The sequence below is a fragment of the Microbacterium sp. 77mftsu3.1 genome, from assembly GCF_900100525.1.
Taxonomy (GTDB): Bacteria; Actinomycetota; Actinomycetes; order Actinomycetales; family Microbacteriaceae; genus Microbacterium; species Microbacterium aquilitoris.
Genome location: NZ_FNCR01000002.1, coordinates 99,801 through 115,141 on the forward strand (window position 1 = coordinate 99,801; position 15,341 = coordinate 115,141).

General features: G+C 70.2%; 16 protein-coding genes. 5 read left to right on the forward strand and 11 right to left on the reverse strand.

What is annotated here, in order from left to right:
* The first annotated feature begins 105 nt into the window (after nt 1–105).
* The 5 genes from BLR68_RS05360 (at nt 106) to BLR68_RS05380 (ending at nt 5,378) form a co-directional block, all read left to right on the forward strand.
* Nucleotides 106–1,272 (forward strand): MalY/PatB family protein, encoded by a 1,167-nt coding sequence (locus BLR68_RS05360; RefSeq protein ID WP_018187872.1) that lies wholly within the window; start codon nt 106–108, stop codon nt 1,270–1,272.
* A gap of 142 nt (nt 1,273–1,414) precedes the next feature.
* Entirely contained in the window at nt 1,415–1,792 is a 378-nt protein-coding gene (locus tag BLR68_RS05365; RefSeq protein WP_018187871.1) for a GntR family transcriptional regulator, read from the forward strand.
* Complete coding sequence (locus BLR68_RS05370) at nt 1,789–2,685, forward strand: ABC transporter ATP-binding protein (RefSeq protein ID WP_018187870.1); 897 nt, start codon at nt 1,789–1,791, stop codon at nt 2,683–2,685. Before BLR68_RS05365 ends, BLR68_RS05370 begins: the two co-directional genes overlap by 4 nt.
* Entirely contained in the window at nt 2,682–3,380 is a 699-nt protein-coding gene (locus BLR68_RS05375) for a hypothetical protein (protein WP_018187869.1), read from the forward strand. Before BLR68_RS05370 ends, BLR68_RS05375 begins: the two co-directional genes overlap by 4 nt.
* Before the next feature lie 96 nt (nt 3,381–3,476).
* Nucleotides 3,477–5,378: an alpha-amylase family protein gene (locus BLR68_RS05380; RefSeq protein ID WP_018187868.1), complete on the forward strand. Its 1,902-nt coding sequence runs from the start codon at nt 3,477–3,479 to the stop codon at nt 5,376–5,378.
* 94 nt (nt 5,379–5,472) lie between these two features.
* On the opposite strand, the gene BLR68_RS05385 is transcribed toward BLR68_RS05380, so the two are convergent.
* From BLR68_RS05385 to BLR68_RS05435, 11 genes are all read right to left on the reverse strand, one after another.
* Entirely contained in the window at nt 5,473–5,763 is a 291-nt protein-coding gene (locus BLR68_RS05385) for a chorismate mutase (protein ID WP_018187867.1), read from the reverse strand.
* A gap of 41 nt (nt 5,764–5,804) precedes the next feature.
* Nucleotides 5,805–7,346, reverse strand: coding sequence for an alpha-L-fucosidase (locus BLR68_RS05390; RefSeq protein WP_018187866.1), 1,542 nt, complete (start codon nt 7,344–7,346; stop codon nt 5,805–5,807).
* 53 nt (nt 7,347–7,399) lie between these two features.
* The gene (locus BLR68_RS05395; protein ID WP_018187865.1) at nt 7,400–8,164 is read right to left on the reverse strand and encodes a ComEA family DNA-binding protein; all 765 of its coding nucleotides are present in this window, start codon (nt 8,162–8,164) and stop codon (nt 7,400–7,402) included.
* Nucleotides 8,161–8,667 carry a hypothetical protein gene (locus BLR68_RS05400; protein ID WP_018187864.1) on the reverse strand — a complete coding sequence of 169 codons (507 nt, stop codon included), beginning with the start codon at nt 8,665–8,667 and terminating at the stop codon, nt 8,161–8,163. Before BLR68_RS05400 ends, BLR68_RS05395 begins: the two co-directional genes overlap by 4 nt.
* Nucleotides 8,664–9,401, reverse strand: coding sequence for a 4Fe-4S single cluster domain-containing protein (locus BLR68_RS05405; protein WP_018187863.1), 738 nt, complete (start codon nt 9,399–9,401; stop codon nt 8,664–8,666). The genes BLR68_RS05400 and BLR68_RS05405 overlap by 4 nt, the downstream gene beginning before the upstream one ends.
* The gene (locus BLR68_RS05410) at nt 9,398–9,604 is read right to left on the reverse strand and encodes a DUF2997 domain-containing protein (protein WP_018187862.1); all 207 of its coding nucleotides are present in this window, start codon (nt 9,602–9,604) and stop codon (nt 9,398–9,400) included. Before BLR68_RS05410 ends, BLR68_RS05405 begins: the two co-directional genes overlap by 4 nt.
* Before the next feature lie 32 nt (nt 9,605–9,636).
* Complete coding sequence (locus tag BLR68_RS05415; protein WP_018187861.1) at nt 9,637–11,256, reverse strand: AAA family ATPase; 1,620 nt, start codon at nt 11,254–11,256, stop codon at nt 9,637–9,639.
* A gap of 23 nt (nt 11,257–11,279) precedes the next feature.
* A complete protein-coding gene (locus tag BLR68_RS05420) occupies nt 11,280–12,041 on the reverse strand; it encodes a hypothetical protein (protein ID WP_018187860.1) in 762 nt (253 codons plus the stop codon).
* Complete coding sequence (locus BLR68_RS05425; RefSeq protein WP_018187859.1) at nt 12,038–12,811, reverse strand: hypothetical protein; 774 nt, start codon at nt 12,809–12,811, stop codon at nt 12,038–12,040. Before BLR68_RS05425 ends, BLR68_RS05420 begins: the two co-directional genes overlap by 4 nt.
* A gap of 73 nt (nt 12,812–12,884) precedes the next feature.
* Complete coding sequence (locus tag BLR68_RS05430) at nt 12,885–14,006, reverse strand: lactonase family protein (RefSeq protein ID WP_018187858.1); 1,122 nt, start codon at nt 14,004–14,006, stop codon at nt 12,885–12,887.
* 3 nt (nt 14,007–14,009) lie between these two features.
* Nucleotides 14,010–15,296 carry an adenylosuccinate synthase gene (locus BLR68_RS05435; RefSeq protein WP_018187857.1) on the reverse strand — a complete coding sequence of 429 codons (1,287 nt, stop codon included), beginning with the start codon at nt 15,294–15,296 and terminating at the stop codon, nt 14,010–14,012.
* Nucleotides 15,297–15,341: the final 45 nt, after the last annotated feature.

Genomic DNA, 15,341 nt, shown 5'->3' on the forward strand with positions numbered 1-15,341 from the left:
CCGAAGCGCGGATATCACGCGCGCGCACCCGCCGCGAGAGCAACCCGTCCACGCCCGCGGGGGTGCAGAGTGGAGGGAGTCCACCCGGAATGAGGAGCACCACGCATGAGCGATTTCGCCCGACGCATCGACGCCACGACGATCGACCACCTGAGGTCGACGGGCGCCACGAAGTGGTCGGCCGACGACGGGTCACTGGGTGCCTTCGTCGCCGAGATGGACTTCGGGATCGATCCCGCGATCACGGCGGCTCTCCACCGCGCGGTCGACGCTGGGTCGTTCGGGTACATGCCCAGGGGGATCAGCTCCGATCTGTCCGAGGCGACCGCCGAGTTCGTGGCGCGGCGGTACGGCTGGCAGGTCGCGGCATCCGACGTCCAGCCGGTTCCCGACGTGATCATGGGACTCGAGCTGGCCATGGAGCACTGCTCCGCGCCGGGCTCGAAGATCATCGTGCCCACGCCGTCGTACATGCCGTTCCTCTTCGTGCCCCCGATGCGCGGACGCGACGTCATCGAGGTGCCGCTCGCCGTCCGCGACGGGCGGTACGAGTTCGATCTCGATGCCCTGCAGCGCGCCTTCGACGACGGCGGGAACCTCCTGCTGCTCTGCAACCCCTACAACCCCGTCGGCCGCGTGTTCTCGCGGGATGAGCTGATCGCGATCTCGGAGGTTGTGGAACGCAACGGCGGGCGCGTCTTCTCCGACGAGATCTGGGCGCCCCTCGTCTACAGCGGATCGACCCACGTGCCCTACGCCACGGTCTCGCCCGCCGCCGCCCAGCACACGATCACCGCGATGAGCGCGTCCAAAGCGTGGAACCTGCCCGGGCTCAAGTGCGCCCAGCTCGTCCTCACGAGCGACACGGACCGCGCGACCTGGGAACGGCTCGGCCCCTTCGCCGGCCACGGCACGAGCAACCTGGGCGCGATCGCGAACGCGACGGCTTACCGCGAAGGCGACCCCTGGCTCGCCGACCTCGTGCCCTACCTCCAGCACAACCGCGACACCCTGCTCGACCTTGTCGCCGAGGAGATCCCCGACGCATGGATGCCGAAGCCCGAGGGGACGTACGTCGGGTGGATCGACCTCCGCGCGGTCGGGCTCGGCGATCACCCCGCCGAGTTCCTCACCCGCGAAGCCGGCGTGACGCTGACCGAGGGGTCGATGTGCGGCGTCGCCGGCACGGGTTTCACCCGGCTGATCTTCGCGACGCCGCGACCGATCCTGGAACAGATCGTGCGCCGGGTCGGCGCCGCCGTCCGGGGCTGATCCGAAGCTGACCTCACTGACGACGAATCCCGCGGCATCCCTCAGGGGTCGCGGGATTCGTCGTATCCGGCTGTTGACACCGTTGGGGTTCGGTGGTTACCTACTCATGTAACTAACCAACGAACGAGAACGCGGAGTCGGAATGGTCGACGAAGGACGCCCGCTCTTCCTGCAGATCGCCGAGAGCGTCGAGGACTCGATCATCGACGGCAGCCTGTCCGAGCAGGAGCAGGCTCCGTCGACGAATGAGCTGGCGGCCTTCCACCGCATCAATCCGGCCACCGCGGCGAAGGGAATCGCGATGCTCACCGACAAAGGCGTCCTCGTGAAGCGCCGCGGCATCGGCATGTTCGTCGCCGACGGCGCTCGCGAGCTGCTCCTCACCGAACGGCGATCGGCCTTCGCCGACCGCTATCTCGATCCTCTGATCGCCGAGGCACACAAGCTCGGCCTCGGACCCGACGACCTCGCGCGCCTGCTGACCGAGCGCGCCACGACCACGAAAGGAACGTCACGATGACCGCCGTCATCGACGTGAAGAACCTCACCAAGCGTTACCGCGACACCACCGCCGTGGACGACATCTCGTTCACGATCGAGCGCGACGCCATCTACGGCCTCCTCGGCCGCAACGGCGCCGGCAAGACGACCGTGATGTCGATCCTCACGGCGCAGAACTTCGCCACCGCGGGCGATGTCCGCGTCTTCGGCGAGGCTCCCTACGAGAACGCCGCCGTCCTCAGCCGGATGTGCTTCGTCCGAGAGAGCCAGAAGTACCCCGACGACGCGACGCCGACGCACGCCTTCCGCATCGCCCGGCTGTTCTACCCGAATTGGGACCAGGGGGTCGCCGACCGGCTCGTCCGCGAGTTCCGCCTGCCGATGAAGACGCGCATCAAGAAGCTCTCGCGCGGCCAGCTCTCGGCCGTCGGCGTCATCATCGGCATCGCCGCCCGCGCCGAGGTCACCTTCTTCGACGAGCCGTACCTGGGGTTGGATGCCGTCGCCCGCCAGATCTTCTACGACCGCCTCCTCGAGGACTACGCCGAGCACCCGCGCACGATCATCCTCTCCAGCCACTTGATCGACGAGGTCGCCAACCTCCTCGAGAAGGTCCTCGTCATCGACGCCGGCCGCATCATCATGGACGAGGACACCGAGTCCATCCGGGGACGCGCGTCGACGATCGTCGGCGAGACCTCCGTGGTCGAGGAGTTCGTCGCGGGTCGCGAGGTCATCCACCGCGAGAGCCTCGGACGCACCACGAGCGCCACCCTCCTCGGCGCGCTGAGCCCCGAGGACCGCACCGAGCTCTCGCTGGCGGGCCTCGACGTCCTGCCGGTCTCGCTGCAGCAGCTCATCGTGCGGCAGACGCAGAACGCCGTCCACACCGACGAAGGAGCACTCCGATGAACCGCACCCTCAACGTCGTGCGCATGCAGCTCGTCAACCGCGCCACCTTCATCTGGGTGCCGCTGATCGTGCTGGGCGGGACGCTCGCCATCAGTCTCCTCATCTTCGGCATGCTCTCGACGAGCGCTATCGACACCACGACGATGTTCGGCGGCGGAGCGCAGGCTCCGCTCTGGTACTTCCTGGCCGTCGGCGTCCAGGCGCTGACCCTGAGCTTCCCGTTCTCGCAGGCCATGAGCGTGACGCGGCGCGAGTTCTACCTCGGCACGCTCCTGACCGCCGCGCTGACGTCCGTCGGTCTCGCGGTGATCTTCGTCATCGGCGGACTCATCGAGCAGGCCACGCGCGGGTGGGGCATGAACGCCTACATGTTCCGCCTCACCTGGATCTGGTCGCAGGGGCCTCTCGTGGCGGGACTGTTCTTCGCCGTCGTCGCGATGCTGTTCTTCGTCGTCGGCTTCTTCTTCGCGACCGTCTACAAGCGCTGGGGCAACCTCATCCTCACCGTCCTGCTGATCGGACTCGGGCTGATCCTCGTCGGCGGCCTCTGGATCGTCGGACGGATGGATGCCTGGGGTCCGGTGTTCACCTGGTTCGGCTCGCTGACCCCGATCGCCCTGACGGGTGCACTCGTCCTCGTCATCGCCGCACTTTCGGCCGTCTCGTACGGGACGCTCCGACGAGCCATCGCCTGAGGACGACACCCTCCGACGGCCGCGGCCGGGGATCGCCTGGCGCGGTCCCCGGCCGCGATACGATTCGATCCACTCGACAGGGCGGTGGGGAGCACGATGGCACGTCTGACACCGGCTACGCAGAATGACAGGGATGCCGCCGTCGCCGCCGCCTCCGCCGCGTCAGGCCGACCCGACGCGGAGTTCGAGGCCCGCCTCGACGACGTGTTCCCCGTCCTGCACGGCCTGTTCCTGCAGCTCTACGGCGAGCGCGAGGACGGGCAGGAGGCCCTCGCCGACGTCATCGCCGCCGCCGCCGCGAGCTGGCGCGACCGCCCCGCCGATCTCAAGGCCCTCGACCGGCGACGCCTCGCCGACCCGGGCTGGTTCCTGTCGGAGAAGATGCTCGGCGGCGTCTGCTACGTCGACCGCTACGCGGGGTCCCTCCGCGGCATCCGGGATCGCATCCCGTACTTCCAGGAGCTGGGTCTCACCTACCTGCACCTGATGCCGCTGTTCGATTCCCCCGAGGGCAACAACGACGGCGGCTACGCGGTGTCGAGCTACCGCGCGGTCGACGACCGCCTCGGCACGATGGCAGACCTCGCCGCCCTGTCGGCGGAGTTGCGTGAGGCGGGGATCTCGCTCGTCGTGGACTTCATCTTCAACCACACGAGCAACGAGCACGAGTGGGCGCAGAAGGCGATCGCCGGCGTCCCCGGGTACCAGGACTTCTACCTGATCTTCCCCGACCGCACGATGCCCGATCTCTACGAGCAGACGGTCCGCGAGATCTTCCCCGACGACCACCCCGGCGCGTTCGTGCAGCTGCCCGACGGCCGCTGGATCTGGGCGACGTTCTACCACTTCCAGTGGGACCTCAACTATGCGAACCCGGCGGTCTTCCGAGCCATGGCGGGCGAGATGCTCTTCCTCGCGAACCAGGGCGTCGAGGTGCTCCGCATGGACGCCGTCGCGTTCATCTGGAAGCGGCTCGGCACCACCTGCGAATCGCTTCCCGAGGCGCACCTGCTGCTGCAGGCGTTCAACCAGGTCCTCGCCCTCGGTGCCCCGTCGGTGCTCTTCAAATCCGAGGCCATCGTGCACCCGGACGAGGTCATCACCTACATCTCGCCCGACGAGTGCCAGCTCTCCTACAACCCGCTGCAGATGGCGCTCGGCTGGGAGGCGCTGGCGACCCGCGACGGACGCCTCCTGCAGAAGGCGCTCGACAAGCGGCACGCCCTGCCCGCCGGCACCGCGTGGGTGAACTACGTCCGCAGCCACGACGACATCGGCTGGACCTTCGCCGACGAGGATGCCGCGACCCTCGGCATCGACGGTTACTCGCACCGCCGGTTCCTCAACGACTTCTACGTGGGGCGCTTCGACGGCACGTTCTCGCGCGGCGTGCCGTTCCAGGAGAACCCGAAGACCGGCGACGCCCGCGTCGCGGGGACCACGGCGTCCCTCGCCGGCGTCGAGGCTGGCGACCCGGGCGGCGAGGACCGCGTCATCCTGGCGCATGCGCTCGCGCTGTCGACCGGCGGCATCCCTCTGCTCTATCTCGGTGACGAGCTCGGGCAGCTCAACGATCACTCGTACCTCGACGACCCCGCGCACGCCGGCGACAGCCGCTGGGTGCACCGTCCGGCAGCGGATGCCGCGGCGTTCGCCGCGCGGCACGACACCGCCACGGTCGCGGGGCGCATCCACGCCCGGCTCACCGCGCTCATCGCGGCCCGGCAGCGGACGCCCGAGTTCGCGGGCAATCCGCTGACGCCGTTCCGCACGCCGCATCCGTCGGTGGTCGGGTTCCAACGCGTCGGCGCCGGCGTCGTGCTCGTGCTCGCGAACGTCGGCGACGACGCGGTGGCGATCGATGCGGTCACGCTCTCGGGGTTCGAGGCGACAGCGATCGACGTCGTCACGGATGCCGCCGTGGATCTGACCGACGGCCTCGAGCTCGCGCCGCACGGCGTCCGCTGGCTGCGGGTACAGCGTCAGCGGATGCAATAGATTCCGCGCGGCGCGCCGCGGCATCCCTCGCCTGATCGGCGTGTCGCCGCCGAACTGCTGCATCCGCTGACGGGTCGCGTCGAGGACCCGTCCGTCAGCGCTCTTCGGCGGCCTCGGTGTGGTGTCGGATGACCTCGGCGACGACGAAGTTGAACCACTTCTCGGCGAACTCGGGGTCGAGGTCCGCCTCTTCGGCGAGGCGTCGCAGGCGCGCGGTCTGCTGCTCCTCGCGGGAGGGGTCGGATGCCGGCATCCCGTGCTCCGCCTTGAGGACGCCGACCTGCTTCGTGCAGCGGAATCGCTCGGCGAGCATGAACACGAGGGCGGCGTCGATGTTGTCGATGCTGGATCGTAGGGTCTGCAGCTGGACGTTCGGGTCGGTCATGATTCCTCCGGCGACGAGAGTACCGCGGTCGGTGATGAGACTCAGCCGTGCAGGAAGTCCTTGCGCGCCGGCTCGTGCACGGGCTCGAGCCAGAGCTTCACGACGACCCCGACGGCGGACGGCGGGGTCTCGGGCAGCGTGACGCGGAGGGCGTCGGCATCCTGGGTCCATTCGGCCGAGCCCGCGCCGAGCACCGTGAGCTCCGCGATGCGGCGTCCGAGCAGACCGCTCGACCGACCCCACGAGCGGATCGACGCGACGCCGTCCTCGGGCCAGCGGAGCACCGTCGCGTAGACGTAGTCGCCGGTGACGTCCGTGCGGGTCGTGAAGCGGACGTCCTCGGACGTGTACGGCGCGAACGCGTCGTCGATCATCGACCCCGCGACGACCTCGGTGGGTCCCTCGCCGGGGATGAGCCAGGGCCGGGTCCCGAAGATCGCCTCGCCGTTGACGGTGAGCCAGTCGCCGATCCCCTCGAGCATCTCGCGCTCGGCTGGGGCGATCGTGCCGTCGGCCTTCGGCCCGATGTTCAGCAGCAGGTTGCCGTTCTTCGCGACGACGTCGACGAGTTCGCCGATCAGGTCGTCGACGCTCTTGTAGTCGTGGTCCTCGATCCACCCCCACGACGTCTTGCCGACCGAACTGTCGTTCTGCCACACGTCGGGACGGATGCCGGGCATCGCCCCGCGCTCGATGTCGTAGACCGCGCTCCCCTCGGCGAACGCCGTCCACTTGTAGTTGATGACGACGCCGCGGCCCCACTCGGCCGCACGGTTGTAGTAGTACGCAGCAAGCTTGCGGATGTAGGGCTCGAAGGCGGGCTGCTCGAGCCACCAATCGAACCACAGCACCTGCGGCCGGTATTTGTCGATGATCTCGACGGTGCGCAGCAGCCAGTCCTCGAGGAAGAACTCGTTCGGCGCCGTCTCCTCGCGCTGGGCGGGACCGTACAGGTCGAAGAAGCGCGCATCGCGGACATCGGAGTCGAACCGCATCCCGCCGTTCATGAAGAACCAGTGCTCGGCACGGTGCGAGGAGGCCCCGCGCACCATCCACGCGTCGTCGACGGCCGTCATGAGGTCGCCGAACACGTCGCGTCGGGGCCCCATCTGGGCCGCGCTCCACCGCGACCGATCGGTGTCGTACATCGCGAACCCGTCGTGGTGCTCGGCGACGGGCACGACGAACTGGGCGCCCGCGCGGCGGAACACCTCGGCCCACTCGGCCGGGTCGAAGCGGTCCATCGTGAACGAGGGGATGAAGTCCTTGTACCCGAACTGATCGTGCGGCCCGTAGGTCGCGCGGTGGTGCTCGAACGCGCGATCGGCTTCGAGGTACATCGTGCGGGAGTACCACTCGCCCTGGGCGGGGACCGAGGGGATGCCCCAGTGGATGAAGATCCCGAACTTCGCATCGCGGTACCAGAGCGGCGGTTCGTACGCCCGCAGCGATTCCCACGTCGCATCGTACGGGCCGGCGTCGATGACGTCCTGCACCGCGGCGATCGCCGCCGAACTGTCGCTGACGTCGACCCGAGGGGGGAGGGATGCCGGGTCGAGGGGCTCGAGAGGGGAGTCGGCCATGCCCCCGATCCTGGACCCCGCGCGACCGAATTGCAACGTTGGAAAAGCGTCGGTCAGAGATCCACCCGTCGGCCGAACCGGCGTTCGCCGCGGGGCCGGGGCGAGCAGGTCGCCACCGATCGCAGTCGGACGATCTCGTGCGGCTGCAGGCCGGCGGCCTCGCCGAAGTCCTCGAGCGAGGTGAACCCGCCGTTCTTGCCGCGCGTCCGCACGGCGCGACGTGCCTTGGTGCGGGAGAGGCCCGGCAGCTCGGCCAGTTCGTCCGCCGTCGCGTTCTGCACGTCGACGGGTTCGGCCGGCTCCGCCGTCTGCAGCAGGTCGGCGGACGACGCGCCGACCGAGGCGGCCAGGCGCGTCGCCTCGGTCGAGCGCGTCGGAGCCGCGGAGCGGGTCGAGGCCGCAGAGCGGGCCGAGCCGGAGGATGCCGCGGTCGTGGTGCGCTTCGTGGACCGCTGGGTGGATCGCCGTCCGCGCGAGCCGTGGGTCGACGTCCGCGCCGCTCCCCGCGACGTGCGGGCCTCCCACCGCGACCGCAGCCACCCGGGGTTCAGGATGAGTGCGAAGACGATGCCCCCGAGGTGGGCGACCGCGTTGACCATGCTGGTCAGCCCGCCCCAGAGCTCGGTGATCACGGAGATGTACAACAGCCCGCTCACGGCGGTCGCCACGAACGCGGCACGTCGACGAGAGACCAGCCCCACGATGAGGAAGCCGATCCACGCCGACCCCGGCCCGAAGAAGACGAGGAGGAGCCACGAACTGACGCCGAGCAGCCAGCCCCAGCTCGGCACCCCGCCGTCGCGGGCGGGCGTGCTCACGCGTAGTCCCGCACGTTCAGCACCATCGTCACGGTGTCATCCTCGTCGCGCGTCTCGGAGACGAGTTCGAACCCCGCCTGATCGGCGCGGGAGCGGATACGCTCGGCGACCGCACGCTGCACGTGACGGGCGTAGGCGGCATCCACTCGCATCATGAGGGCGGTCGCCTCGGCCTCGGTCACCTCGTGGCCGTCGAGCCGCGACAGGTGGGCGCCCCAGACCCCGTCGGCGGTCCGCGACATGACGATCTCGACGTCGTCGATCGTCGCCGTCAGCACACCGTCGACGAGCGCGGCATCCGCCCCGCCCAGGTCGGCGAGCGCGGCCGCGAGCAGGTCGGGGTCCTTCATGCGGGTCTGCACGGCGATCGGGACGGCCTCCGACCCGCCGCGGGGGCCGGACGTCGCCCCCGAGTTCAGGGCGATCGCGCCGAGGGCGCCCGTACCGCCGACGGCCGCGGCGGCGGCGAGGGCGGCGGGGAGGAGGATCAGCGAGATGCTCATCGGGAGGTTCCCTTTCTGATGGATGCCACGCGGTCACCGCGCACGCCCAGATCGTCCAGCAGGTCGGCGAGCGCGGCATCCGTCGCCCACCCGTTGACGGCGACGGCGCCGTCGGCGGAGATGCGCACTTCGAGGGCGTCCCGGCCGCCGTCGCGCGCGATGCGGTCGACCTCCGCGGCGTACCGGGGCGTGAGGGCGCGGATCGACTGGTTCTGCGACCCGATCCACGGCCGACGCGTGTCGGGGAGGTCGGCGAGGTACGGTCCGTCGCACAGCAGGTCGGTCGCGGCGAGCAGGCGCGCGACGCCGTCGCGCTCCGCGGCCCAGGCCTGCAGACGGTCCAGCGTGTACCCCGAGAACGCCATGACGCCGAGTCCCGCGTCGCGGAACGCCTCGGCAACCGTGGCGAGCGCGTCTGCCTGATCGAACGGCTCGCCGCCGAGGAGTGTCAGGCCCTCGGCGCCGGCGGCACGTGCGTCCTCGACCCACCGCGACGCGAGATCGGCGGGGTCATCGAGCAGCGCCCCCCGCTCGGCCCACATGTGCGGGTTGAAACACCCGGGGCAGCGGACCGAACACCCCTGCACCCACACCGCCGCCCGCAGCCCCGGGCCCTCGGCCGCGGTGGCCGGCACGAAACGCGACCACCGCAGCGCTGCACCGCCGCGCGGGGGCGGCGTCGTCCCGAGGAGGCTGCCCTCCCCGCCCGCGCCGAGCGACTGGGTGACGATCACCGGTCCCGATCCTCCTGCACGAGGGAATCGGATGCCGCCGACGCGACGCGCGTGTAGTCCTCGGTGAACTGCGACGAGGCCGTTTCGGCGTCGAGCAGCGCCTCGAGCTGCTCGATGTAATCGAGGCACTCGGCCCCCGTCATCCCGAAGGTCTCGGCCGCGACCGACCCGTCGGAGCGCAACTGCACCACGAGCTTCTTCATGTCCGACTCCCGTTCCTGCGTGTCTCGACCGGTCAGTAGTCCACGGTACGACCGCCGCGACGCGACGACAGGGCCCCGTGGGTCTCCGTGCCGCTCGCGGTGACGTCGTGCGCGTCGAGGTCTTCGGTCCCGGTCGCGCCGACGGCGCGCTGGGCGGCCCAGGCGCGGATGCGCTGGACCTCCTCGGCCTGCGTGACCGCGAGAGGGATCATCGTCTCGACGACGCGGGTGACGACATCGGTGGTGATCGTCTTCCGGCCGCTGAAGCCCTCGTACAGGGCGGCGACCACGGCCTGCTCGATCTCGGCGCCCGAGTGGTTCTCGCTCGCGGCGACGAGGGCGGCGACGGCCGCCTCATCGTTCGCGATCGCGTCGAGCCCGTTGGCCGGGGTCGCGTGCGCGGCGAGCTGCAGCGACCAGATGACCTCGCGCTCGACGGTCGTGGGCAGGTCGACGAAGAAGATCTCGTCGAAGCGCCCCTTGCGCATGAACTCGGGCGGTAGGGCGTCGATGTTGTTCGCGGTCGCGACGACGAAGACGGGGTGCTTCTTCTCCTGCATCCAGGTCAGGAACGTGCCGAACACGCGCGCCGTCGTGCCCGAGTCGCCCTGCCCCGTGGTGTTCGAGAAGCCCTTCTCGATCTCGTCGACCCACAGGATGCAGGGGGCCACCGCCTCGGCGGTCGCGATGGCCGTCCGCAGGTTCTGCTCGCTCGAGCCGACGAGGCCCGAGAAGATCCGGCCGATGTCGAGCCGCAGCAGCGGCAGCCCCCACGAGGCCGCCGTCGCCTTCGCGGTCATCGACTTGCCGCAGCCGGGGACGCCCGTGATCAGCACGCCCTTCGGCGAGGGCAGCCCGTACTCGTGTGCGCTCGGCAGCCACGACCCGTTGCGACGCTCGAGCCAGCGCTTCAGGTTGTTGAGGCCGCCGACATCGTCGAGGTCGAGGTCGCCCGTGACGAACTCGAGCACGCCGGACTTGCGCACCACCTGGCGCTTCTCGTGCAGCACGACGCGGATGTCGTCGCCCGTCAGCTTGCCGTCGTTCACCATCGCCTGCGCGAAGGCGTTCTCGGCTTCGGCCATCGTGAGGCCGAGCGCGGCCTGGACGAGCGATTCCCGCGCTGCGTCGTCGGCGTCGACACGGATGTCACCCGAGTTGTTCTCGATCATCGTGTCGAGGAGATCGCGGATCTCCGCGGCGGTCGGCAACGGGAAGTCGAACAGGTGGGTCAGCTCGTCGAGCTCGGGCGGGATCACCCGCACCGGCGCCGTGACGACGAGCGTCCGCGACACGTCGCCGTGGCGGAACTCGAGTGCGGTCTCGCGCACCGTCCGCACGATCGCAGGGTCGCCCTGCCGGTGCTCGCCGCCGAAGTAGGCGTGCAGGTCGCAGAAGATGAAGACGCTCGGGTCGGTCACCCCCGCCGCGTGCTGCAGCGCGCGCGCGGGGTTCGTCGTGTTCGAGACGCTCTTGCCGTCGGGGTCGATGAGCCCGAGCGCCGACGTCCACGTCCAGACGCGGCGACGGTTGCGCTGGGCGTGCGCGGCATCCGTGATCGCGGCCACCGCACGGACCTCCTCGGCCGTCTCGAGGTACAGCAGGGGCAGGCGGGCCTTGAAGGCCGCATCCAGCGTGGCGTCGAAGGTCACGTCGGTTCCTTTTCGTGTGGTGGTCATGGTGAGTCGGATGCCGGTTCGTCGAAGCGGATCGTCCACTTCCCCGATCCCTCGTCGGAGTCGACGCGGAGGACGACCCGGTCGCTCGGCGGCCAGGACGATCTCGTGTCGACGGCGTCGAACCCCTGCACGACGTCGAGGGCGGCCTCGCCGGGGTAGACGGCCTCGACGCCGAAGAAACCGTCACCGGCGTAGACAAACCGCGCGCTGAGGGCCTCGCCGTCGTAGACGAGGAGGGCAGATCCCTCGCCCGACACCGTCGCGCCGTCGACGGGCGTGGGAGTCTCGCGGGTGACCGTCGCGCTCCAGTCCGTCAGCCGAGGGGCGAACCAGAGACGGCTCGCGTCGTCGCCGGCCACGAACGTGAGCGACCGCGACCCGCTCACGAGGCCGATGTAGGCCGGACGATCGTCGGCGGTACTCGCGTCGGCGTCGATCTGCTGATGGATGCTGAGGTAGTCCTGCTGACCCTCGGTGAGCGGGCCGATGACCCAGACGTCGTCCCCCGCGGGGATGTCGAGATAGCGGGTGCCCGCGGCCCCGATCAGCGTGTCGCCGTCGCGACCGACCTCCTGCGCGGCGGGGTCCGCCCACGGGCGGTACTCGTACTCGTTCGGATCGTCGAGCAGCAACTCCCCCGTGGCGGGGTTGATGCCCACGAACGGCACGACGATGAACGCCAGGACGACCGCGACGACCGACCCCGCGAGGAACGTGATCGTCGAGAAGCGCCGGATCCGGGCATCCGCGGTCGTCATGGCGTCCCCTCCGGGGTCGGAGTCGGCGTGGATCCGGCGTCGGTCGGGAACTCGATCCGCCAGGCCGTGTCGTGCCAGGACTCGATGTAGAAGAGAACGAGCGGCGCGTCGCGCCAGGCGATCGACCGGTCGAACGGCGAATCCTCGGTGAGCGGTCGTTCGCTGCCGTGGGCGGTCACGGCCTGGATCGAGAGGTTGTCACCGCCGCGTGCGCTCACGCGCGCCGTCGTCGCGCCGCCGTCGTGGGTGAACATGAGGGTCTGCGAGCTCGAGAGGACGTCGTCGGCGCGCAGTCCCCGGTCGAAGCGCAGCGACGCCTCCCACGGCTCGTCGCCGGAGCCGTCGATCCACAGTTCGACGTCGGGCTGCTCGACGAGGATGACGATCTGACCGTCCCACAGCGTCGAGAAGCGGGGCGGCTCACCACCCTCGCCCTCCGTGACGATGCGGCCATCGGCACCCGTGACCCAGACGGCGCTGACGCGGGTGTCTTCCGCGGGGGTGAGGACGATCGGGGTGTCGACGTCGAGACCCGTCAGCCGGATCACGGCGCCGTCCGGGCCGCGGTACGTGTCGGCGTCGCTCTCGTCCGCGACGACGGGATCAGGGTTCGTCCAGGGCGAGAGGGCGTAGTCGCCGCCACCCCCGCCGGCCCCGATCCGATCGAGCTCGAAATCGCCGGCATCCGCGTACGCGAGACCGATGATGGCGGCGACCACGAGGCCGAGGGTCGAGACGAGCACGGTGAAGCCGTCGAGGTTCGGGCCCACGGACCTGCCCGCCCTCGTCCGTCCGCCCGCGCTCATGAACCCCTCCGAGCCGACACGTTACCGGGCCGCCGGATCACGCCGGAAAGGCTAGGAGGGCCGTCGGTGCCGGTGCTATTGTCCGGTGCCGCACGCGGCCCGGGACACCCGTCCGCTCGTCGATCGCGAGCGAGACGATCTCGTCGGCACGCTGACCTGCGACCAGCACGGTGTCACGGGCGACGACGTGGTGGCGGGGCCAGACGGTGCCGCACTCGGCGAGCGCGACGGGCTGCAGCATCTCGCCGCCGCCGCGCACCCGGACGGTCGCGATGGTGTCGCTCCCGCGCAGCCCCGCATAGAGGAACACGCCGTCCCGCGACATCGCGAGCTCGGCCGCGGCATCCCCCGGGTAGGCGCCGAGCTGCGCGCCGCCGACGAGCCGCCAGGATCCGGATGCGTCGGGGGCCAGGGCGAAGACCTCGCCGGAGTGCTCGGTCACGACGTAGAGGTGCCCGCTCGGGTGCGGGCGCAGGTGCCGAGGCCCCGTCCCTGCCGGCAGGTCGAGGCGCTGTATCTCGCGGCCGCCGCGCCAGAAGCGCACGAGGTCGAGGCCGGTGTCGGTCGTCGCGACCAGTCCGCCGGGGAGGGATGCCGCCTGGTGCGCGTGCGAGGGTCGCGCCGACGAGTCGGGTGCAGCGTCGGGCTCGGACTCGGTCTCGTCGGCGTAGGGCACGACGTCCGCGTACTCCGCGCCGACGGCCGCACGCAGGGCCCGAGCCGCCGCGGCGAGATCGGATGCCGGGTCGCCCGCGGCGGCATCCGTCCACCGTCGCGCGGCGCCGGGTCGCCCGTCGGCCGCCAGCGCGACCCGGACGACACCGCCGTCGCCGTAGCAGGAGACGATCAGCGCGTCCTCGAGCGCGAGGACGTGGCAGGGACTCTCGCCGACGGCCACCTCGGCACCGAGCGGAGCGTAGGCGGTGTCACCCGTGCGCCGGTAGGCACGCACGGTGCCCCGGCCCTCGAGTGCCGCGTACACGACGTCGAGAGACGGATGCCGCGCGATCCACGACGGCGATTCCGCCGCGACGACGTCATGGCCCACCCCGAGCGGGCCACTCGCGAGCGGGGAGTCGGGGCCACCGGCATCCAGCAGTCCGATGCCCGTCGCCGACCCGCCCATGTCGGCGGAGTACCCGCCGAGCAGGAACCGCACGGGTCAGTCGAGCAGGTCGTGGCGCACGATGACCGCGTCGCGCGCGGCGCCGACGCCGATCACCGAGATGCGCGTGCCGCTCATCTTCTCGAGCGCGAGCACGTAGTCCTGCGCGGTCTGCGGCAGGTCCTCGAAGGTGCGGGCGGTCGAGATGTCCTCATCCCAGCCGGGGAAGTTCTCGAGGATCGGCGTCGCGTGGTGGAAGTCGGTCTGGTTGACCGGAACCTCGTCGAACCGCTCGCCGTCGACGTCGTAGGCGACGCAGACGGGGATCTCCTTCAGCCCGGTGAGGATGTCGAGCTTGGTGAGCACGAGGTCGGTGATGCCGTTGATCCGCGTCGCGTACCGCGTGATCGGGGCGTCGTACCAGCCGACGCGGCGCGGACGGCCGGTCGTCGTGCCGAACTCGAAGCCGCGTGAGCGCAGGAAGTCGCCGTTCTCGTCGAAGAGCTCGGTCGGGAAGGGACCGGAGCCGACACGGGTCGTGTACGCCTTCACGATGCCGACGATGCGGTCGAGGCGGTTCGGACCGACACCCGAGCCGGTCGAGGCGCCGCCCGCCGTGGCGGACGACGACGTGACGAACGGGTACGTGCCGTGATCGATGTCGAGCATCGTGGCCTGGCCGCCCTCGAAGACGACGACGTCACCGGCATCCAGCGCCTTGCTGAGCATCAGCCCGGTGTCGGCGACCATCGGGCGCAGGCGCTCGGCGTACGAGAGCAGATCCTCGACGACCTCGTCGACCGTGATGGCGCGACGGTTGAAGACCTTCACCAGCAGGTGGTTCTTCTGATCGAGCGCGCCTTCGACCTTCTGGCGCAGGATGTTCTCGTCGAAGAGGTCCTGCACGCGGATGCCGGTGCGGTTGATCTTGTCGGCGTAGGTCGGGCCGATGCCGCGACCGGTCGTGCCGATCATCTTCTTGCCGAGGAATCGCTCGGTCACCTTGTCGAGGGTGCGGTGGTACTGCGTGATGATGTGCGCACTCGCGCTGACCTTGAGCCGCGAGACGTCGAGGCCGCGGGCCTGCAGGGCGCCGAGCTCGGCGAAGAGCACCTCGAGGTCGATGACGACGCCGTTGCCGATGACGGCGTTGACGCCGGGCGACAGGATGCCGCTGGGCAGCAGGTGCAGGGCGTACTTCTCGTCGCCGATCACCACGGTGTGGCCGGCGTTGTTGCCGCCGTTGAACTTGACGACCCAGTCGGTGCGCTCACCCAGGAGGTCGGTGGCTTTGCCCTTGCCCTCGTCTCCCCATTGAACTCCGACGATCACGATGCCTGGCATGGGCTCTCCCCCGTTTATCGGACGGTTACACCCCATCCTATCGGG

Coding starts and splice junctions, on each gene's coding strand:
- BLR68_RS05360 (WP_018187872.1), top strand. CDS start 106: ATGAGCGATTTCGCCCGACGCATCGACGCCACGACGATCGACCACCTG.
- BLR68_RS05365 (WP_018187871.1), top strand. CDS start 1,415: ATGGTCGACGAAGGACGCCCGCTCTTCCTGCAGATCGCCGAGAGCGTC.
- BLR68_RS05370 (WP_018187870.1), top strand. CDS start 1,789: ATGACCGCCGTCATCGACGTGAAGAACCTCACCAAGCGTTACCGCGAC.
- BLR68_RS05375 (WP_018187869.1), top strand. CDS start 2,682: ATGAACCGCACCCTCAACGTCGTGCGCATGCAGCTCGTCAACCGCGCC.
- BLR68_RS05380 (WP_018187868.1), top strand. CDS start 3,477: ATGGCACGTCTGACACCGGCTACGCAGAATGACAGGGATGCCGCCGTC.
- BLR68_RS05385 (WP_018187867.1), bottom strand. CDS start 5,763: ATGACCGACCCGAACGTCCAGCTGCAGACCCTACGATCCAGCATCGAC.
- BLR68_RS05390 (WP_018187866.1), bottom strand. CDS start 7,346: ATGGCCGACTCCCCTCTCGAGCCCCTCGACCCGGCATCCCTCCCCCCT.
- BLR68_RS05400 (WP_018187864.1), bottom strand. CDS start 8,667: ATGAGCATCTCGCTGATCCTCCTCCCCGCCGCCCTCGCCGCCGCCGCG.
- BLR68_RS05410 (WP_018187862.1), bottom strand. CDS start 9,604: ATGAAGAAGCTCGTGGTGCAGTTGCGCTCCGACGGGTCGGTCGCGGCC.
- BLR68_RS05420 (WP_018187860.1), bottom strand. CDS start 12,041: ATGACGACCGCGGATGCCCGGATCCGGCGCTTCTCGACGATCACGTTC.
- BLR68_RS05435 (WP_018187857.1), bottom strand. CDS start 15,296: ATGCCAGGCATCGTGATCGTCGGAGTTCAATGGGGAGACGAGGGCAAG.